The sequence below is a fragment of the Flavobacterium akiainvivens genome, assembly GCF_001278115.1.
GTDB classification, from domain to species: Bacteria; Bacteroidota; Bacteroidia; order Flavobacteriales; family Flavobacteriaceae; genus Flavobacterium; species Flavobacterium akiainvivens.
Genome location: NZ_LIYD01000005.1, coordinates 543,318 through 563,837 on the forward strand (window position 1 = coordinate 543,318; position 20,520 = coordinate 563,837).

At 44.7% G+C, this 20,520-nt stretch carries 21 protein-coding genes; 12 read left to right on the forward strand and 9 right to left on the reverse strand.

The features are described from left to right. Positions 1–12: 12 nt before the first annotated feature. Positions 13–330, reverse strand: coding sequence for a four-helix bundle copper-binding protein (locus AM279_RS02350; protein WP_054406064.1), 318 nt, complete (start codon positions 328–330; stop codon positions 13–15). Positions 331–489: 159 nt separating this feature from the next. Here AM279_RS02350 and AM279_RS02355 point away from each other — a divergent pair, with 159 nt between their 5' ends. Genes AM279_RS02355 through AM279_RS02365 form a run of 3 tightly spaced genes read left to right on the forward strand, consistent with a single transcriptional unit; the run spans position 490 to position 1,958 of the window. After that, complete coding sequence (locus AM279_RS02355; protein WP_054406065.1) at positions 490–1,032, forward strand: RNA polymerase sigma factor; 543 nt, start codon at positions 490–492, stop codon at positions 1,030–1,032. A 30-nt stretch (positions 1,033–1,062) separates the two neighbouring features. Continuing rightward, positions 1,063–1,473 carry a hypothetical protein gene (locus tag AM279_RS02360; protein ID WP_054406066.1) on the forward strand — a complete coding sequence of 137 codons (411 nt, stop codon included), beginning with the start codon at positions 1,063–1,065 and terminating at the stop codon, positions 1,471–1,473. Positions 1,474–1,502: 29 nt separating this feature from the next. Next, entirely contained in the window at positions 1,503–1,958 is a 456-nt protein-coding gene (locus AM279_RS02365) for a hypothetical protein (protein ID WP_054410073.1), read from the forward strand. A gap of 25 nt (positions 1,959–1,983) precedes the next feature. Here the strand turns inward: AM279_RS02365 and AM279_RS02370 are convergent, their stop codons facing one another. Further along, a complete protein-coding gene (locus AM279_RS02370; protein WP_054406067.1) occupies positions 1,984–3,537 on the reverse strand; it encodes a DEAD/DEAH box helicase in 1,554 nt (517 codons plus the stop codon). Positions 3,538–3,816: 279 nt separating this feature from the next. Between AM279_RS02370 and nfi the strand changes: the two genes are divergently transcribed. Further along, positions 3,817–4,536, forward strand: a complete 720-nt coding sequence (nfi, locus tag AM279_RS02375) for a deoxyribonuclease V (RefSeq protein ID WP_054406068.1) — start codon at positions 3,817–3,819, stop codon at positions 4,534–4,536. A 125-nt stretch (positions 4,537–4,661) separates the two neighbouring features. On the opposite strand, the gene AM279_RS02380 is transcribed toward nfi, so the two are convergent. The 6 genes from AM279_RS02380 to AM279_RS02405 form a co-directional block, all read right to left on the reverse strand. Further along, complete coding sequence (locus tag AM279_RS02380; RefSeq protein WP_054406069.1) at positions 4,662–7,139, reverse strand: PIG-L family deacetylase; 2,478 nt, start codon at positions 7,137–7,139, stop codon at positions 4,662–4,664. 11 nt (positions 7,140–7,150) lie between these two features. After that, positions 7,151–7,681 (reverse strand): mechanosensitive ion channel domain-containing protein, encoded by a 531-nt coding sequence (locus tag AM279_RS02385; RefSeq protein WP_054406070.1) that lies wholly within the window; start codon positions 7,679–7,681, stop codon positions 7,151–7,153. 11 nt (positions 7,682–7,692) lie between these two features. After that, positions 7,693–8,277 carry a Maf-like protein gene (locus AM279_RS02390; RefSeq protein ID WP_054406071.1) on the reverse strand — a complete coding sequence of 195 codons (585 nt, stop codon included), beginning with the start codon at positions 8,275–8,277 and terminating at the stop codon, positions 7,693–7,695. After that, positions 8,195–9,169 (reverse strand): UbiA family prenyltransferase, encoded by a 975-nt coding sequence (locus AM279_RS02395; RefSeq protein ID WP_054406072.1) that lies wholly within the window; start codon positions 9,167–9,169, stop codon positions 8,195–8,197. The genes AM279_RS02390 and AM279_RS02395 overlap by 83 nt, the downstream gene beginning before the upstream one ends. Before the next feature lie 74 nt (positions 9,170–9,243). Continuing rightward, positions 9,244–9,771, reverse strand: a complete 528-nt coding sequence (locus AM279_RS02400; RefSeq protein ID WP_054406073.1) for a KdsC family phosphatase — start codon at positions 9,769–9,771, stop codon at positions 9,244–9,246. Then, entirely contained in the window at positions 9,755–10,513 is a 759-nt protein-coding gene (locus AM279_RS02405; protein WP_054406074.1) for a Rossmann-like and DUF2520 domain-containing protein, read from the reverse strand. The genes AM279_RS02400 and AM279_RS02405 overlap by 17 nt, the downstream gene beginning before the upstream one ends. A gap of 100 nt (positions 10,514–10,613) precedes the next feature. Here AM279_RS02405 and AM279_RS02410 point away from each other — a divergent pair, with 100 nt between their 5' ends. The 7 genes from AM279_RS02410 (at position 10,614) to AM279_RS02440 (ending at position 18,377) form a co-directional block, all read left to right on the forward strand. Then, positions 10,614–11,519 (forward strand): ribonuclease Z, encoded by a 906-nt coding sequence (locus AM279_RS02410; protein ID WP_054406075.1) that lies wholly within the window; start codon positions 10,614–10,616, stop codon positions 11,517–11,519. A 144-nt stretch (positions 11,520–11,663) separates the two neighbouring features. Further along, positions 11,664–12,308, forward strand: a complete 645-nt coding sequence (pdxH, locus tag AM279_RS02415; RefSeq protein WP_054406076.1) for a pyridoxamine 5'-phosphate oxidase — start codon at positions 11,664–11,666, stop codon at positions 12,306–12,308. Between the two features lie 143 nt (positions 12,309–12,451). Next, on the forward strand, positions 12,452–12,973 hold the full coding sequence (locus tag AM279_RS02420; RefSeq protein ID WP_054406077.1) for a SixA phosphatase family protein: 522 nt from the start codon (positions 12,452–12,454) through the stop codon (positions 12,971–12,973). Then, positions 12,939–15,122, forward strand: coding sequence for a polyphosphate kinase 1 (gene ppk1, locus AM279_RS02425; RefSeq protein WP_082344166.1), 2,184 nt, complete (start codon positions 12,939–12,941; stop codon positions 15,120–15,122). Before AM279_RS02420 ends, ppk1 begins: the two co-directional genes overlap by 35 nt. Further along, positions 15,115–16,005, forward strand: coding sequence for a Ppx/GppA phosphatase family protein (locus AM279_RS02430; RefSeq protein WP_054406078.1), 891 nt, complete (start codon positions 15,115–15,117; stop codon positions 16,003–16,005). Before ppk1 ends, AM279_RS02430 begins: the two co-directional genes overlap by 8 nt. A 110-nt stretch (positions 16,006–16,115) precedes the next feature. Further along, positions 16,116–17,198, forward strand: a complete 1,083-nt coding sequence (locus AM279_RS02435; protein ID WP_054406079.1) for an AI-2E family transporter — start codon at positions 16,116–16,118, stop codon at positions 17,196–17,198. 3 nt (positions 17,199–17,201) lie between these two features. Further along, a complete protein-coding gene (locus AM279_RS02440) occupies positions 17,202–18,377 on the forward strand; it encodes a class I SAM-dependent methyltransferase (protein WP_054406080.1) in 1,176 nt (391 codons plus the stop codon). Here AM279_RS02440 and AM279_RS02445 read toward each other — a convergent pair whose 3' ends face one another. Beyond that, the gene (locus AM279_RS02445; RefSeq protein WP_054410074.1) at positions 18,378–19,805 is read right to left on the reverse strand and encodes a PQQ-dependent sugar dehydrogenase; all 1,428 of its coding nucleotides are present in this window, start codon (positions 19,803–19,805) and stop codon (positions 18,378–18,380) included. A gap of 114 nt (positions 19,806–19,919) precedes the next feature. Here AM279_RS02445 and AM279_RS02450 point away from each other — a divergent pair, with 114 nt between their 5' ends. Further along, the gene (locus tag AM279_RS02450) at positions 19,920–20,492 is read left to right on the forward strand and encodes a hypothetical protein (protein ID WP_054406081.1); all 573 of its coding nucleotides are present in this window, start codon (positions 19,920–19,922) and stop codon (positions 20,490–20,492) included. The last annotated feature ends 28 nt before the right edge of the window (positions 20,493–20,520 follow it).

The following is a 20,520-nucleotide window of genomic DNA, read 5'->3' on the forward strand; positions in this document are numbered from 1 at the left end:
TTTAAACGTTATTTAGTAGGCCATACATTCCTCGGCACATTCGCGGCAGGCCCGGGCACACTCGTGGCAGTGGCTGTGGTGAGTGGCAAATTTTTCGCATTCTTCGGCACAGGCGCTGCACATATCGGCGCAAAGCCTCATGGCGTGGTGGCTGTACTCACTTTCGCGCTCCTCCAGTTTTACGCACAGTGCGCAAATTTCGGCACAGTCGCGGCACAGGGCAATGCAACGCAGATGGTCTTCGCTAAGCAGTTTAATGCATTGGGTAGCACACATTTCGCAGGCCGCAAAACAGGCCAGGCAGGCATCTATCATGGCTTCATTTTTCATAATGATTTGATTTTGTGGTTACTGATTAACACAAAGTTAGCCTATACCACCCGCAGACTGCCTTAAAACCCTGTTAAAGGTTTACCTGAAAAGTTTTAAATGATGCAGATTAAACCTTTTACATTAACTTTAGTCTTACAAACAAAGAGCTTTTAAACATTGCAGGACGAGAAGGAATTTATAGCACAGTTGCTTGACCCTAAAACGCAGCAGGCCGCATTTAACCGCCTTGTAGGGCAGTATAGCAGGCCGCTGTACAGCCATATACGCAACATTGTGCTTAGCCACGATGATGCCGACGACGTGCTGCAAAACACCTTTGTAAAGGTGTTCCAGAACCTTAAAAATTTTAAAGGAGAGAGCAAACTGTTTAGCTGGATGTACCGCATTGCTACTAATGAGGCCATTACCTTTATAAACCAAAGGGCTAAGAAAAGCGGCATAAGCAGCGAAGAAGTACAGCAAAAAGCTATCATGAACCTGCAAGCCGATGAGTATTTTGAGGGCGATACACTTCAGCTAAAACTACAGCAGGCTATTGCCAGGCTGCCTGAAAAACAGCAGCTTGTGTTTAAAATGCGCTATTTTGAAGACCTGAAGTATGAAGATATATCTGAAATACTGGGCACGTCTGTAGGGGCGTTAAAGGCATCTTACCACCATGCCGCCAAAAAAATTGAAGAATACATAAACCACCATTAAACCATTTGCAATTAATTTAGTCTTAACACCATGAGCCAGTTTAAATTAGATGAAGGAGATAACATAAAGTCCGGGTTCAGTACGCCCAATGGCTACTTTGAAGGCTTTGCTGACAGGCTTTCAGAAAGGCTTGCTATTGCTAATGAACCCAAAGTAGTGCCGCTTTACAGGCGCAGGCCGGTATGGTTAAGTGCTGCTGCTGTGTTTGTTATACTGCTGGGGCTTGGCATTTTCTTTAAAGATATGATAGTACCCAAAACGGTTCAGCCTGATGCCGAGGCTATTGAAAGTTACCTGGTGTACCAGCAGGGTATTAATTCTTACGATCTTATCCAAAACCTTGATGTTCAGGATATAAAGGAGATAGAGGTGTCGCTGGATGATATTCCTGATGACGCCATTCAGGACTACTTAACCACCGAAGATATTTACCTGGAATAATACAACCACCGCAATAAACAACAATGAAAATGAAAATGAAGTTACTAACGCCGCTGCTTTTGCTGTTCAGCATCAGTATGTTAGCGCAAAAAGACCACAAGGAAAAATGGGAGCAGATCAAGGCGCTCAAGGTTTCTTTCCTTACTACCGAATTAAGTTTAACCCCCCAGGAATCAGAGAAGTTTTGGCCGGTTTACAATGTTTATGAGGAAAAACAATGGCAGATAAGGCACGATAAAATGCGCCCCATCATAAAAAAGATAGACGAAGTGGGCTTTGATAAGGTGAATGAAAAAGATGCAGCAGCTTATCTGGAGAAGTTGCAAGATGCTGAAGAAGAGCTTCTTACTTTAAGGAATAAACTTATCTCTGACCTAAAACCCATTATTGGCTCTGCCAGGTTGCTAAAACTCAAGAAAGCTGAGGACGACTTCAACAAAAAACTCCTGGAAAAATATAAGGATAAGGACAAAAAGAAAAACTAAAAGGCTCATTATGAGCCTTTTTTGTTTAATTTAACTTGTTGAGTTCTATATCTTCGTCTTCATCATCGTTATCCTTAACCTTGTGGAAAATACGGCCTATCATCACACTTAGGCGGTTTTTGTAATCTTCCACAAGCCACTCACGATAGTTTTTAGTTGTCTTAGACAGCAACTTAGCATACTGTTTAACCCTGTATTCAATATCGCCATCCAGCTCGCGGGCCAGTTTGCGGGCTTCGCTAACCGTTTCGCTGTTTTCAATACACATAAAGGCATGCTGGCGTATTGACTTCTCAATCACCACTTTAGGCTTTTCTTTATCATCAGTAGCCTGCCTGAATTCGGCCTCTACATCAAACGTAACATCCAGAGTATTAGCAAATTTAGCCCTTAGCTCATCGGTCATGGTGTACACATGGTAACTCTCGATTTCGGCGTCGGAGCGTATATTCTCCAGGAACAGTTCCGGGTTCTTAAAAATGTAGTGCCAGTCTACCGGGTCGCTCCATAAACCAAAGCGTTGTGCGTTGTTACCCAGGTCAATAACCGTAAAATAGTCCTTGTTTGGCAGCTTGCGCGAACCACGGCCTATCATCTGGAAGTACAGCGTTAGCGACCTCGTGGCGCGGTTAAGTATTATGGTTTCAACCGTTGGTTCATCAAAACCGGTGGTAAGTATTGATACTGAGGTAAGTATGGCGTCAGGGGTCTTCCTGAACCAGCTTAGTATTTTCTTGCGTTCTACATCGGGCGTCTTGTTGTCGAGGTGCTTAATGGGTAATCCAGCTGCTTTAAATGTTTCATAAACATAGAGCGATGTATTGATACCGTTATTGAAAATCAGTGTTTTACGTCCAGAAGAACGCGCCACATACGACTGTAATAACAAATCCTGCATTATGGTACGGGAGTACAGTTCATCTGAAGATGATACCGTATAATCGCCGTTAATGCCTAATTTTAAAGAAGTTAGCTCCACATCATAGCCATACATTGCTGCATTTGCAAGGAAGCCTTTGTCAATCAGGGCTTTAATAGGTTCGCCCGTAATAAGCTCATCATAGGTTTCATACATAGGTAATTCTATGTTAGAGCTTAAGGGTGTGGCAGTTACGCCCAAAAACAGCGAATCTTTAAAGTAGGTAAAAAGCTTACGGAAGGAGTTGTAATGCGCCTCGTCTACAATAACCAGTCCCACATAATCCATGTGGAACTTCTTGTCTTTCAGGCGGTTATTAAGTGTTTCAACCATAGCCACATAGCAGTCAAAATCGTTATCCTGTGGCAGGTCTTTAACGGCGCTGTCTATTATGGTGTTGCGCACCCCAAAGCCGTTAAGCATTTGCGATGTTTGCTTGCTAAGCTCAATCCTGTGGGTGAGTACCAGCACTTTTCGGCCGTATTTCTCTATGAAACGGCGTGCTATTTCGCTAAAAATCACGGTTTTACCGCCGCCGGTTGGCAGCTGGTAGAGCAGGTGGTAGTTGTTGGGCTTGCCCTCAAACTTCTCAAAAATGGCGTCGATGTCCTGCTGTTGGTAGTTGTACAGCTCTTTCCTTTCGGCTTCTTCCGGTTGCATGGGCAGTTACTAAACAACAAAAATAAAATTTTAGTTAGATATATCTGTTTAAAAAATCTTAATTGTTTTTCTAATTTTCATATTCAGAAATAACCTACGGTTATCTTGCGAAAAGTGCTTAATTTTTCACTTTTGGACTTCGAAATTCAAAATCAAAATAGCGTATTATTACAAGTGGTGTTTTTTGGTCTTTTAGCCAAATTTTAGCTCGTAAAATAAATTATAAAATTTTCCTTTTATTTATTAGAAAATATTCTTAACTTTGTACCGAAGATTTTAATGCAGATGATACCAAACTATAACAACCTGCCGCTTGACCAAGCAACGCGAATGCAAAACGAGATGAAGGGCAACATCTTGCTTGCCGGTTTGCAGGGTAAGGTTGTTACAATAGGAGGGGCAGATATTTCGCATAATAAATATGAAGACACCGTATATGCGGGCATTGTGGTGCTGAGCTATCCGCAAATGACACTGCTAAGCTATTCTTTAGTGGTTAGTGAGACTAAGTTCCCTTATGTGCCGGGGTATTTAGGCTTTCGCGAAGTACCCGCATTGCTCGAGGCCTGGCAACAGTTACCGCAAAAACCGGATATTATGGTGCTCGACGGGCAGGGCATAACACATCCCCGGCGAATGGGTATAGCCAGCCATTTCGGGCTGTTGGCTAATTGTGCTGCTATAGGTTGTGCAAAGAATATGCTGTATGGTAAGTTCCCGGAGCTTGGGGAAGAAAAGTTTAGCAGCAGCCCGATAACTAACGGGGGTGAGTTGTTGGGCTATGCGCTGCGCACAAAGCAGGGGGTAAAGCCGGTATATATTTCACCCGGTAATACGGTAAGCGTACCGCAAAGCCTTGAAATTATGAACAATTGTATAGGCAAACACCGCATACCTGAACCTACGCGACTGGCACATAACGCGGTAAACCTGCTGCGCACAGGCAATTTAAAGCCCGGTTACCACAGCCTTAACCCGCAAATGGATCTCTTTGGATAGATTATTGGATTTTTAGATGGTTCAATTGCTCGACTTAATCAATACTTATAAACCTGAATAACAAGGCTATTATAGGATTCGAGTGAAGCTATCTAATAATCGAACCATCTAAAAATCCAACAATCCTATTGGCCAATCGCTATCAAATTAGCCATAAGCCTGTAGGCGCCGCTAACGCCCTCGGGCAGTTCACGGAAAAAGCTCAGGCCGGTGTATACATAATAGCCCTTACCGTACTTTGCAACCAGTATGGCGCTTTTTTTGTCAGGTTCGCCCTTATCGTGGCTTGAAATTATTGGGGTGTATTCCGGTGCCCATTCGTCAGGGTAGTATAGGCCCTGTTCCTGTACCCAGCCTTTAAAATCGGCTTCGGTAAGCTTGTTAGGGTAATTTAGCACGGGGTGTTTGGGATCTATAAACGTTACCTGGGCATCTTCCTCAGTAACCCTGTCCCTCGATATGCGGAATGGGTAGGGGCCAACGTTCTTTGTGGTCAGTGCGCCGGTAGTGTTGTACTGCACCACCATAGTGCCGCCCTGGTGTACATAATCAAGCAGGGTTTGCTGCTTGTAGGCAAGGCCATCGAGCACGTTGTAGGCGCGTATGCCCACCACTACAGCGTCAAATTTTTTCAACTTTTCAGCAGATAGGTCGCCTATGCCAATAAGGGTAACGTTATAGCCCATTTGCTCAAGGCTTGCCGGTACGTTGTCTCCTGCGCCCATCAGGTAAGCTATGTCTTTGCCCTTAATGCGCACATTGGCACGGGTAAACTTGGCCGTGCTGGGCAACAGTACCTGCTGTATGTTTATGTGAGGGTAGTTTATAATGGTTTGTTCCAGGTCATATTCCCTGCCATCCATAGTGGCAATACTGCGGCCGGTAACTTCGCTGGGTGCATCGGGCGCGGTAACCTCAAACTCAACCGTAACCTCGCTGCCCTTGGTTTTCAGGTCAAACGGAATACTGGCTGGGGTAACCTCCCATCCGGCAGGCAGTTCAAAGCGCAGGCTACCTTTGCAGTTATCTTTCCCGGCCTTGATTTTTATGCTCACGGTTTGGCTGTCATCATCGGTAAACAGCTGTACCTTGTTGGCAATGCGTGTGGTAACAGCCGGAATTATGTCCAGCGGCTGGTACACCTCGCCATCAACAGGGTCGTTGTATTTATACACAATTTGTTTAGGAAATCCAAAGGTAGTGCCGTTAATATCTACGGTAAACAGCAGGTTCAGGTTCCTTATAATATCTGGGATGCCAATTTTTTTAAGGTCGTTTACAGCATACATACCTGCCGTGCCGGGTTCCATAAGCCAGTAGGGCGAGGTGTAGGCAAAGTTATCGGGCACTTTAACGTCATATTCGCCGCTTTGGCCCTGGTTATTTTTAAGGGAGATGCCCATTTTTTGGGTCGAGATGTTCGAAAGCGTAATGTTTATGCCGCTGCGGTTTATGGCTTCCCATTTTACCTTGAGCGTGCTGCCGGGTGTAATGCTCTGCACATCGGCCACAGCCTCAAGGTACAGGCCGCTGCAATCGGCAATAATTTCTTTAAGTTCTTCCGTTTTCTGCCATTTCCAGTAACCGTCTTCAAGCGCCATAACCTGGTTGTAAACCGCTATAAGCGCAGGCACTGAGGCTGATGGGTTCTTAAAGTCATAATTTTTCATGATGGCTGCCACGGCATCGCCTATGGCCTTGCCGCCTTTAACGCGGTTCCATGAGGTGTCTATGCCTTCAAACAGGTTCAGGTTTTTACGGTCCTTAAAATCAGGGCCTTTTATAAGTTCCAGGTATTCCATGTCTTCGCCGCGTTCGCCGGTAGAACCAAAGCCCTGGCTTTTGTGCCTGCTGCGGCTAAGGGCGGCAATTTCCTGGTTCGATTTGCCCAGCAGCGGGTAGTAGCTGCCGGTGGAGATGTTTACGTACTTTGACTTATCGGCTTTCTCAAAGTTTTCCTTACCGCCAAAAAACCACCACGACACGTTAAAAAACAGGCGTTGCGGCGCCCATGCTGTGGTATATTTCAGTTGGTTGGGTTCATAGTTTTTATCCTGTGCCAGTTCAAAGGCTTCCTGTGCCAGCATGGCCGATGATGTGTGGTGGCCGTGGGTGGTGCCCGGCGAACGGTGGTCAAACCTTGTAATGATAACATCGGGCTGAAAGTTACGTATCACCCAAACCATGTCCTGTAATACCTGCTCTTTGTCCCATATTTGCAGGGTTTCATTGGGCATTTTGCTGAACCCGAAGTCATTGGCGCGGCTAAAAAACTGTTCGCCCCCGTCTATCTTGCGGGCTTCTATAAGTTCTTGCGTGCGGATTACGCCCAACAGTTCGCGCAGCTCGGTGCCAATAAGGTTCTGTCCGCCGTCGCCACGGGTAAGCGACAAATAGCCGGTGCGGGCAAGGCTGGTATTGGCAAGGTAGGATATCAGGCGGGTATTCTCATCATCAGGGTGTGCGGCAAGGTACAGTGCCGACCCTAAAAAGTTGAGTTTCTCAATCTTGTGGTATATTTCTGCCGAAGTAGGCTTTTCGGGCTGCTGGGCATGGCTTACGCCAAAAATAAGCAGCAGGGCATATAGCAGGCTTTTGTGCATGTAGTAAATCTTTAGTCGTAAAATTCTTTGTCTTCCTGCTTTATGGGCACAATGCTCACGCCTTTTTGCAGCAGGAGGCTGTTGGGGTAGGTAATAATTTCGCCCTCACGGGTGCGCAGTATGGTATGGAAGGATTTTATGTCTTCAATCTGTGCTTCTATGGGGAAATCTTTGTCGTGCACGCGAATTACATCGCCTATGCGGAACGGGAAGGTAAAAAACATAATCACCCCCGAGGTTATGTTGCTCAAAATGCTCCATTGTGCAAAAAACGCAACGCCTATAACGGCAAGTGTACCGCCTATAAAACCAAAAAGGCCGTCTTCTTTAATGCCCCAAACGCCTACAAGGGCAACCACAAACAGTAAAAACATGGCATAGTCTATATACTTGCCTATAAGGTTGGTGCGGTGTTCGCTTAGGTGTGATGCCTTTGCGTATCGTTTTGTAAGCTTGGTAATTATAAAGTTGAGTGCAATAAAAATCAGTATGGTTATAATGGTGCTTACTATCTCATTTTTATGTTCAAAATCGTCGAGCATTTCATTGGGTTTTACGCAAATTTACTTAAATATTGGTAAACCTTGTCTACCGGCATGCCCACAACATTGGCATAAGAGCCGTCTATACGGGCAATGGCCACCAGGCCTATCCACTCCTGTATGCCATAAGAACCGGCCTTGTCAAACGGTTGGTAGTTGTCAAGGTAGTAGCGTATTTCTTTGTCTGTCAGAGGGTTAAAGGTAACGCGGGTGGTTTCGTTAAACACATCGGCCTTAGCCGCTGTTTTTATACAAACCGATGTTATAACCTCATGCGTTTTTCCCTGTAAAGACTGTAGCATGGCAAAGGCATCATTGTAATCCTTTGGCTTGCCCAGGGCTTTATTTTGGTGCCACACAATGGTGTCGCTGGTTATGGCAATCTCATTTTCGGCCAGGGTGTCTTCCAGCGCTGCGGCCTTTAGTTTGGCCAGGTAGTCGGTAATTTCAGCGCCCTGAAGGTGGTCAGGATAAATTTCCTCCACATCTTTAAGGCGGATTTCAAAGTCTACGTTAAGCTCCTTTAAAAACTGCTGCCTGCGGGGCGAACCCGATGCCAGTATCAGTTTGAAGTCCTTCAGTTTTTGTTTCAGCATCTGCTTTTAATTTTATGTTGAATGAAATAACTGCAATAGATAACGCCGTAAACAGCAGCACCAGCTTTAGTGCGCTCTCCATCTGGCGGAATTCTTTTTGTGTAGCGCCGTTCCACAATTTTATGATGCAGAATACCAGCGGCCCGCCTAAAAACAACAGTACAAAAGCCAGTGCAAACGGCAGGTTTATAAGGTATACCTTGCCATAAACCACCACGGCCAGTACCGGTAATATACAAAGGCCCAGCAGTATTTTAACCGTACGCGCCCTGCCCAGGGTAATGGGCAGCGTATTAAGCCCGGCGTTATAGTCGGCATCGCTGTTGGTAAGGTCGTTTATAAAGGTAAGTATCAGGTTTATAATAAAGGAAAAAATTATATAGTCCAGCAGTACCTCAAACATGGGTTTTGCCATAGAATAATTAATGTTGGTAAGCCCGAAATACATATTAAAAACGCCAATAGCCACAAGGGGCAGGGTCATAATCAATGCCAGTAAAATATTGCTAATCAGCAGGCTTTGTTTAAGACTGGTAGCATACAGATAAAGCGTTGCCGCACCCACTACAAAAATACCCAGGTACATGGGCTTTTCGCCAAGGTTGGCCAGGTAGTAACCTATGCCCACACCCACCACGTTTAGGGCTATATAAATGTTATAAACGGTTGCCTCGCTTAGGCCTGACTTATCTTCGCGGCCCACGCCATACGTGTTGTTCATTAAAAAGCCACCCGCGGCAATCAGCACGCAAGACAGCACCAGCAGCGCATACTGCCAGTCGTTAAGAAAAGGGCTAAAGCCTTCCTGCTGCGTTAAAAACCCGTATCGGAAAGAAAACATGGCAACTGCAAGGATTGCAAGGGCAGGAATGTTAAAAAGCTTGATCTTCATTTGTTTATTTAAAGATTGAAAAATTTAAATATTGAAAGATGTTTGGAATTTAAAATTTGTTTTTTGGAATTTTCTCAGTCGTATTTTGCATTAAAATGCTCCATCCATTTACCCTGAACCTTCATTACCTGCTCAATAACATCGCGCACACAGCCGGTACCGCCCGTTTTGTGCGATATGTACCTGCTGATTTCCTTAATTTCGGGTGCGGCATCCTGTGGGCAGGTAGGTAGCCCTACAAGCTGCATTACATAATAATCCGGAATATCGTCGCCCATATACAGCACTTGTTCAGGCTTAATGTTGTAAATATCAATAAACTCATTAAACGTTTCCACCTTATTTGGCACCCCCAGGTGAATATCAGTAATACCCAGGTTGCGCAGGCGAATGCGCACACCCTCGTTGCTACCGCCCGAAATAATGCATACCGTGTAGCCGTTTTCAACCGCGGCTTTCATGGCATACCCATCGCGAATGTTCATATTGCGCAGCATTTCGCCGTTTGGCGCCACGTGTATGGTGCCGTCTGTAAGCACGCCGTCCACATCAAAAATAAATGTGGTAATATCGTTCATAAGCTCTTTATAGCTTTTGCTCATCTTGTATAGATTGGGTTAATAACGTATATATGGCCTTTTGGTGTTTGTTTATAATAAAATCCAAATGGCGTTGTATGGTCTTCTCGTCGTGGCGTATGGCCGGGCCTGTTTGCGCCTGTAGCGGGTGCAGGGTAGCCACTTTGGCTGCTGTTTCCTGAATCAACGGTTGCAGGATAGCGAAGGGAATGCCGTGCTCCTCACACACCTTAGCGCCCTGTGCATACATATGGTTGGCAAAGTTGCTTACAAACACCGCCGCCACGTGCAGCGCCTGCCTTTGTGCCTGGCTAATACTGTACACACTATTGCTCAAGGCTTCGGCCAGGGTTCTTAGTGTGTCAAAGTCAGCCTCGTTTTCGGCCTCCAGGCAAAGGGGAATGGCTTTAAAATCAACATCTTTGGCTTTACTGAAGGTTTGCAGTGGGTAAAACACGCCGCGCCTGTTTTTGGCATCAAGCGCCTCCATATCTGTACTGCCCGATGTATGCACCACAAGCCTTCCGGTAAACGGTAACTGTGCAGAAACCTGGGCAATAGCGCCATCGGTTACTGATATCAGGTACACGTCGGCTTCGGTAATTTCGTTAAAGTTATGTGTAATTTTTTCAGGGGGCAGTACACCCTCAAGCTGCTCAGGCCTGCGCGCAACTGCCTGTACCAGTTGTACCTGCGGTGAGCTGCCAAGCGCTTTTATTAAATGGGCAGCCACATTGCCGCTGCCTATAACCACTGCCTTTATCATAGCGCGCTAAATTATAAAAATAAAACGGCTTTTTGTTCTCAATTTTATAAAGTAACTTTGTTATTACCCGCTAAAACGGGTTATTATCAATTTAACTGTAATGACCATAAATATACTGGGCTGTTATGCAGCCACACCGCGCACATTTACAAACCCAACCTCTCAGGTACTCGAAATTAAAGGCCGTATGTTTTTAATAGACTGTGGGGAAGGCACACAGGTACAGCTGCGCAAGCAAAAAATAAAGTTTGGGCGCATAGAGCACATATTCATTTCGCACCTGCACGGCGACCATTTTTACGGGCTTATAGGCCTTATATCTACTTTTGCATTGCTGGGCCGCAAAAACGATTTGCACGTATACGGGCCCAAAGGCATTAAAGAAGTTATACTCCTGCTACTTAAGGTTTCTAATTCGTGGACTACATACAACCTGTATTTCCATGAGCTGGAATCTGCCGAAAGCGAGGTGGTATATGAAGACGAAAAAGTACGTGTAAGCACCATTCCGCTGCGCCACAGGGTATACACAAACGGCTACCTGTTTGAAGAAAAACCTGCTGAGCGTACCCTGAATATAGAAGCGGTGGAAGCGTATGAAATAGACCAGGCATACTACCGCAAGATTAAGTATGGTGGCGACATAACCCTTGAAGACGGGCGCGTGATACCCAATGCTGAACTGACGTTTGACCCGCCGCCGTGCAAGAGCTATGCTTTTTGCAGCGACACGGCCTATAAGGAAGATATTGTACCCATTATAAAAGATGTTACGGTGCTGTACCATGAAAGTACATTTTTGGAAAGCGAGGAACGCTACTGCGAAACCACCATGCACTGTACCGCAAAACAGGCCGCCCGCATAGCCCTTAAGGCCAATGCCGGCAACCTGATATTGGGGCACTTTAGCACCCGTTATGAAAGTATAGACCTTTTTCGTGAAGAAGCCGCCACTATTTTTGAAAACGTAGATGTGGCCGATGACGGGAAGGTATTTGAATATTAATTTCAGATTGTAGATTTCAGATTTCAGATTTTTTGGAATCTGAAAATCAGCTTTGGGTGTAGCTCAATCTACAATCTGAAATAGCTTTGAGTGAAGTTCAATCTGAAATCTGAAATCTACAATCTACAATCTGAAATCTATAAAATGACCGACCTAAGCAACTACCGCAAAGTATACGATAAAAGCATTTTAACCGAAGAGCACCTGCCGGAAGACCCTATAACGCTGTTTAAAAACTGGTTTATAGAGTTTGAGGAAAGCGGCTCAGCCGGAGAGGTAAACGCCATGACGGTAAGCACCTTTGGCCTTGACGGTTTCCCTAAAAACAGGGTGGTGCTGCTCAAGCAGTTTACGTTTGAAGGTTTTACGTTTTATACAAATTACGACAGCGAAAAGGGCAGGGCCATTGCGGCCAACCCTAATGTATGCCTGTCGTTCTTCTGGCAGGAAATGGAGCGCCAGGTAATCATAAAAGGTGTGGCAGAAAAAACATCAGCTAATAATTCTGACGGGTATTTTGAAAGCCGCCCTCACGGCAGCCAGCTTGGGGCAAAGGTTTCGCCGCAAAGCGAAGTAATACCCTCTCGCGATTTTCTTGAAGATGCCCTTAAAGCGCTTGAAGCCGAATATGAAGGTAAAGAAGTGCCTCGCCCTGATAACTGGGGGGGCTATTTGGTACGTCCGGTAGAAGTAGAATTCTGGCAGGGCAGGCCCAACCGCCTGCACGACCGCATACGCTACACCCAGCAGCAAGATCTGGGTTGGAAAACAGAACGCCTTGCGCCCTGATTTTCTGAAGTAAATACATAATAATTCCGTCTTAATTAAAAATTTAAGAACTTATTAACAGGTTTTAAGTGAATAGTGTTAGATTTTTTTGGATATTTAATTAACTGAATATTTGGATTTTAACCAACTTAAATTTAAAGCGTATGAAAAACCTGATCCTGATACGCCATGCTAAGTCAAGCTGGGATGCACCGCTGATTGATAAAGACAGGCCGCTTAGCAAAAGAGGTATAAACGATGCACACCTGGTTGCCGATAATGTAGAGGGCAGCCTGCCGCAACAATATATAGTATGGAGCAGCACCGCACAAAGGGCTAAAAATACGGCCTATATTTTTGCCGAAAACCTTTCTATACCGGTAGAGACTATTGTGTTTAAAGACGACCTCTATACTTTTGACGAAAAAAAGCTGGAAAAGATTATAAAAAGCTGCGATGACCAATTTGATAACTTAATTCTTTTTGGTCATAACGACGCGATTACTAATTTTGTTAATACCTTTGGCAATCGCGATATCGATAACGTGCCCACATCGGGTGTGGTATCGCTGCATTTTGACCAGGATAACTGGAAAGATATCCGCAAAGGCAGAACAGAAACAGTACTATTTCCAAGTGACTTAAAAAAATATGATCCACCACTCACCGGACAACCGGTACATTGACAGGGAGAAAAGCTGGCTTGCCTTTAACGCAAGGGTGCTGCAGGAAGCTGCCGATGATACCGTTCCGCTTTTAGACAGGCTTAGGTTTTTAGGGATATTTTCAAACAACTTCGACGAGTTTTTCCGCGTGCGCTATGCTGCCATCCGCAGGCTTAGCCTGGAGGGCATTACCAGCGAAGAACTGCCCATGAGCGAAAGCGCCGCCGAGCTGCTTAGCGAAATTACCGATATTGTAATTGAGCAGCAAAGCGAGAGCCTTCGCATACTTAGTGTTATAGAAAAAGAGCTGGAAAAGGAAAATATCTTTATGGTAAACGAAACCCAGCTTAACCGTGAGCAGGCCGTTTTTGTAAAAGACTTCTTTATCCAGAAGGTAAGCAATGAGCTGGTTACCATTATACTTAACGACCTCGAGGAGTTTCCGCTGCTTAGGGATACCGCAGGCTATCTTGCCGTTAAAATGGTTATGAAAACCAAAACGCCCGATGAAGACGGTGCAATGTCAGACCAGCGTGTGCGCTATGCCGTTATAGAAATGCCGCGCACCATAAACCGCTTTGTTATCCTTCCGTCAGACGGCGACCATAAGTGTATTATAATGCTTGATGATGTTATCAGGTTTAACCTGCACAGCATTTTCAACATCTTTAAATACGAGAGCATTTCGGCGCACATGATAAAAATTACGCGCGATGCACAGCTCGACCTGGATTCTGACCAGAGCAAGAGCCTTATGGAAAAGATTTCTACCGGCGTGAAAGACCGCCGCATAGGCGAGCCCGTGCGTTTTGTGTATGACCAGGCTATTGAAGATGATACGCTGGAGTACTTCCTAACGAACCTGCAAATAGACAAGTCAGACAGTATTATACCCGGTGGGCGCTACCACAATCGCCGCGATTATATGGATTTCCCCACTCTGGGCCGCAGCGACCTGCATTATGCAGCCAACGCGCCACTGCCGGTGCCGGGGCTTTCGCTTGACGGAAATATTCTGCAAAAGGTTAAAAAGAAAGACTACCTGCTGTATGCGCCTTACCAAAGCTATTCTTATGTAATTAAGTTTTTGCGTGAAGCCGCACTCGACCCAAAGGTGCAGAGCATAAAAATCACGCTCTACAGGCTGGCCAAGAACTCGCAGATTATCAGCTCACTTATAAATGCCGCTAAAAATGGTAAAAAAGTCACGGTGCAGATTGAGCTTCAGGCGCGTTTTGACGAGGCCAGTAACATTACCTATGCAGAGCAAATGCAAACCGAGGGCATTAACCTTATCTTTGGGGTTAAAGGCCTTAAGGTGCACAGTAAAATATGCCTTATAGAAAGGCTGGAGGGCAACAAGATTAAGCGCTACGGCTTTATTTCTACCGGTAACTTTAATGAGAGTACGGCAAAGGTATATACCGATGTTACGCTCTTTACCGGCCATCAGCAAATAATGAAGGAAGTCAGCAAGATATTCGACTTTTTTGATGTTAACTACAAAGTGCACCGCTACAAGCACCTTGTGGTTTCGCCGCACTACACCCGTAATAAGTTTTACAAGCTTATAGATAAGGAAATACTGAATGCCATTGCCGGTAAAGAGGCTTACATAAAGCTTAAAATGAACAGCCTTACCGATTACAGGATGATAGATAAGCTGTATGAAGCCAGCCGCGAGGGCGTTAAAATTCAGCTTGTTATCAGGGGTATGTGCTGCCTTATACCGGGCGTACCGGGAATGAGCGATAATATAGAGGCCATAAGTATTGTAGATAATTACCTGGAACACCCGCGTATTTATATATTTGCAAATGATGGCGAGCCTGTGGTATATATATCATCGGCAGATTTTATGACCCGTAACCTTGACAGCAGGGTAGAGGTAACCTGCCCTATATATGACGAGGAAATTAAGCAGGAGCTTATAGACACGTTTGAAATAGGCTGGAAAGGCAACGTAAAAGCCCGTTTGCACAGCGAAAACCTTGAAAACAAATACCGTAAGCGCCCCAAGGCAAAGCCATTCCGTGCGCAGTTTGAAACATACAATTATTACAGGAACAAATTAGAGGTGGTGTATGAGGTTGTAAACCCGGGAGATGAAGAAGAAACTCAGCAACTCAGTACCTTAGAACCTCAGGACCTTACAGAAACGAATGATTAACATAAAAAAATACGCTGCCATAGACATCGGCTCAAATGCCGTAAGGCTGCTGATAAGCAACATTGTAGAGCAGGAAGGGCGTGAACCCCAGTTTAATAAAAGTTCGCTTGTGCGCGTGCCCATCCGTTTGGGGCAGGATGCCTTTACCGTGGGCGAAATTACCGAGGAAAACATTGCCCGCATGGTAGATGCCATGAAAGCCTACAAGCTGCTTATGAAGGTGCATGGGGTAGAGCGCTATATGGCGTGTGCCACATCGGCCATGCGCGAGGCGTATAACGCGGCTGATATTGTAGAAACCATTCAGCGTGAGGCAGATATTAAAATAGATATTATAGACGGCAAGAAAGAAGCGGCTATTATTGCTGCAACCGACCTGCACGAATTTATAAAGCCTGATACCACCTATCTTTTTGTAGATGTGGGCGGCGGCAGTACAGAGTTTTCGTTATTTGCCAAAGGGCAGATAGTGGCCTCAAAATCATTTAAAAATGGTACCGTGCGCCTGCTTAACAATATGGTTAATGATGTGGTATGGGTAGAAATAGAAAAATGGATAAAAGCCGTTACAGAGCCTTATGAAACCGTAAACCTTATAGGGTCGGGCGGAAACATAAATAAGCTGTTTAAGCTTTCGGGCAAAAAGCAGGACAAGCCCTTGTCTTACTTTTATGTACACAGCCAGTACCAGGCGCTTAACAGCATGAGCTACGAGCAGCGCATTGCCGACCTGGGCCTTAATCCCGATCGTGCCGATGTTATTATCCATGCGGCGCGCATATATTTAAACGCCATGCGCTGGAGCGGCGCCCGTAATATTTTTGTACCCAAGATAGGATTGTCAGACGGTATTGTAAAAGCCATGTACAACGGCACTATATAGCCGTGTTTGCAGGCATTGTAGTTACTATCGGTATATCTTAATCTTATATTAAATGAAAATCATTTAGTAATTTTTTTCATACATTCGGGTAACTAAAAACACAAAGACAAATGGTTACTGCCAAAATTATTTCAAACGGCCTTTTGCGTGCCATAGGCATACTGGTTGCTATATGCCTTGGGCTATATTTTTTATACAGCATATCGGCTGTAATAACGTACCTGTTTGTAGCGCTTATTGTAAGCATGATTGCCAGTCCGGTGGTATTCTTTTTAAAAACAAAGCTTAAGTTTCCGCACACATTGGCGGTACTTGTAACGCTCATCTTTTTTATATCGTTATTGGCAGGCTTTATAATGTTGTTTGTGCCGCTTATTATATCGCAAAGCGAAAACCTTTCGCTGCTTGATATGGGCCAGCTTGAAAAAGATGTCATGGACCTTATAAAACAGGTTGATAACAGTTTTGGTATTGATACACAAAAGCTTATATCTGAATCTGACCTTACAAAAAAATTAAACTTCAGTTTTATACCTAATTTTATAAACAGCCTTTTAGGGGTGCTAAGCGGTTTTGGTATAGGCGTGGCTTCAGTGGTGTTTATTTCATTTTTTTTCCTGAAAGACAGGCAGTTGTTTACACTTAGTGCCAAGAAAATATTGCCCGATGCCCACGAAGAGAAGATACTCAACTCTTTCCGTAAAATAAACTACATGCTAAGCCGCTACTTTATAGGGCTTATTATACAAATGGCGGTACTTTTTGTATGCTACCTTATTGTGTTACTGATATTTGGTGTGGAAAACGCCTTTATTATAGCCTTTATCAGCGCTTTCCTTAATATTATTCCTTATGTGGGGCCAATAATAGCATCAGTATTAACCATTGTGTTAACCATGCTTGGCCACCTGGGCCCCGAAACACAGGCCGATATGTTCTCTACTACCCTGTATGTGTTTATAGGTTACTGTGTGGCGCAGTTTATAGACAACAACATCAGCACGCCGCTTATATTTTCGAGCAGCACCAATTCGCACCCGCTCGAAATATTTATCGTAATACTTGCCAGTGGTTTTGTATTTGGTATACTGGGCATGATTGTAGCCGTACCATTCTACACGTCTATGAAAGTGGTAGCTAAAGAATTCTGGCCGCGCAACCCTGTTGTAAGGATATTGACAAAAGATTTATAATACGTGCTTACCCAACTTTTACAACCCGAAATCCAGGAATTTATAAAACAGCACACGCATGATGACGTGTCTAAACTTGCATTGCAAAAAAATCCGTTTAGCGGGGTAGAGTGGGTAGAGGTTGTAAACCAGGTAGCGGCACGCCAAAAAGCCGAAACCAAGCTGCCAACGTGGTTTGGTAAAAACAGTATTATTTACCCTTCAAAAATATCGGTAGAGCAAACTTCTTCCGAAACTGCCGCGCGCTACAAGTCGGGGCTGGTTTCGGGCGATGCGCTTATTGATATGACAGGTGGTTTTGGTATAGACGATTATTACTTTTCTAAGGCCGTAAGACACGTTACCCATTGCGAAATGAATGTGGGGCTTTCGGCTATAGCCAAACACAACTTTGAGGTTTTAGGGGCTGATAACATAGAGTGCCTGCCGGGCGACAGCCTTGATGTACTAACGCTTACAGACCGCAAATGGAACTGGATGTACATTGATCCCTCGCGCCGTAACGATGCCAAAGGCAAGGTTTTTATGCTGAAGGACTGCCTGCCCAACGTACCCGATTTGCTTTCAACATACTTTGAGTATACCGATAACATAATGGTAAAAACAGCCCCGTTGCTTGATATTTCGGCAGGGTTAAAAGAGCTTCATTCGGTTAAGGCCATACACGTGGTGGCGCTTAATAATGAGGTTAAAGAGCTGCTGTGGATACTGCAAAAAGGCTTTGAGGGATACCCGTTAACGGTGGCGGTTAACCTTACCAAAACCGGTATAGAAGTGTTTGAAAACCCCATGGGCAATGAGGCGATACCCACTTTTAGCCTGCCTAAAAAATACCTGTATGAGCCCAATGCCGCCATAATGAAAGCAGGTGCTTTTAACGAAGTAAGCAAACATTACGGGATAGGTAAGCTACACACCAACACGCATTTATACACATCTGATGAAAGTATTGCTTTTGCCGGGCGCCGGTTTGAAATTGAGGCAGTAATCCCGTACCAAAAGCAGGAAATAAAACAGCATATAGAAGGCAAACGCATGAATGTAAGCACGCGCAATTTTCCGCTAACGCCGCAGGAGCTTTTAAAGAAATGGAAGATAAAAGACGGCGGCGATACCTATGCATTTTTTACCACCAACCTTACTAATGAAAAGGTGGTGCTGTTGTGCCGAAAAGTATAATTACTTAACCGGCACAAGCCTGTAAATGCCGCCTGCGGGCGCTTCAACCGCAACATATATATAACCGTCAGGCCCCTGGCGAACGTCGCGCACGCGGCCTATATTCTTAAGTAATTTTTCTTCGCTTACCACTTTATTGCCGTCAAGGTAGCAAATGGTAAGGTATTTAAAGCGCATGGCACCCACCAGTACGGCGCCTTTCCACGGCTTGTATACATCGCTTGTAACAAACGCCATGCCCGATGGCGCTATAGAAGGTATCCAGTAATGAATGGGCTCCTGTATGCCCGGCGCAGAGGTTTTATCAGTTATAGGCTGGCCGTCATAATTAATGCCATAGCTGGTAACGGGCCACCCGTAGTTAATGCCTTTTTTAATGATGTTTATCTCATCACCGCCACGTGGGCCGTGTTCATTTTCCCATAAATCGCCCGTCCACGGGTTAAAGGCAAGCCCCTGTGGGTTGCGGTTGCCGTAGGTGTATAATGATGTAGGTTTGCCGTTATCATCCTTAAACGGGTTATCTGCCGGTATTGAACCGTCATCTTTAATCCGGTGGATTTTACCCAGCTGGTTGTTGCCCAGGCTTTGCGGGTTTTGCTTTTCGTTGCCGCGCTCACCAACAGAGAGGTAAATAAAACCGTCTTTGCCAAAAACCATGCGGTTGCCATAATGGTGGCGGGTAGGCTGGTAAGGGTTGGCCTCAAAAATAATTTTTTGGTTTACAAGGGCGTTGCCTTTAAGTTCGCCGCGTGTAATAGCTGTAGTAGCCAATGTGCGGTTACCTTCTTTCTTAGGTTTGGAATAGCTAATGTATACCCACTTGTTCTTCTTAAAATCAGGGTGTACGGCAACATCAAGCAGGCCGCCCTGGTTTTCGGCAAGCACTTCGGGCACACCGCTTATTTCCTGTTTCTTTTTGTCTTTAATGGCAAACAGCTTGCCGCTGCGCTCGGTTGCCAGCAGGCTGCCATCGGGCAAAAAGGCAATACCCCACGGCACATCAAACCCGGTAGCAATGGTATCGAGCTTCACGGTTAGTTTTTCGCTTTCAAAAATGCCGGTAACGGGCACATCATCAAGGTTGTACGTCTGGGTGTTTTTTACACCGTCAAGTATATAGGTTGCAAGCTCTTTAATTTCGGTAGGGGTAAAGGTTTTATCAAATGCCGGCATCCCTTCGTTTGCCCATCCATCACGAATGCTTTTCTCAAGGTCGGCCTGGGTGTTGCCGTGTTTCCACTGGCGGTCTACAAACATATCCATCTTTTCGCCATGGCAGCCGCTGCAATAGTTGGCATAGTTTTCCTGCGGGGTTTTGGCAGGCATGGTTACGGCTTCGGCCTTTGTGTAGGTTTTGTCTTTACAGCCAAGGCTAAATACAACAGTTGTAGCCAATGCTAAACCGGCAAGAGGATATATTTTCATAAGTAGTTTTTGTGTATTACCAAAACTACTGTTTTTCATACAAATAAAAAAACGTTGTAATACATTATGTTTTACAGCGCTTTATCTATATTTGGCAGGTTTTAAACTTATTATATGAAAAAGATATTCAGCCTGCTGTTGCTTATGGCTGCAGGTGTAATGCACAGCCAGGACGGCTGCGAATATAACATACTTACTACCGATGATGGGGTAGAGGTTAAGAGTACAAAGGAATATATGATGTATGAGCGCATTTTTGGCAACTCATCGCAGTTTATGTTCTTTTCGCTTACAAATTCTGAAGGTACGCCCATACTAACGTTTCAGTATCTTGCCAAAAGCAAAGATTTTCCTCCCATTTACTGTTTAGATAAAACATCGCGCATTTATATACAGCTTACAAACGGCAAAATTATTACGCTGGTAAGCATTACCGAAGACCAGTGCAGCGGCCTGGTGTATGACGGCGCCGAGCAAAACAACATACGTGTACTCTCGGGCTCGTTCCTGTTTACGGTAGGTTCTTTAGAGGAACTTGAAAAATCAAGCATTTCTTTTATCAGGGTTAAGTATGCTACCGAAACAGTAGACTACCCCATGAAGCGCGAATTTATAAGCGAAAACAACGGCACAACCTATAAACCGGACACATATTTTATAAATATGCTGAAATGTATAAAAGATTAATTTTTGCTATAGTGCTGTGTAATAGTAA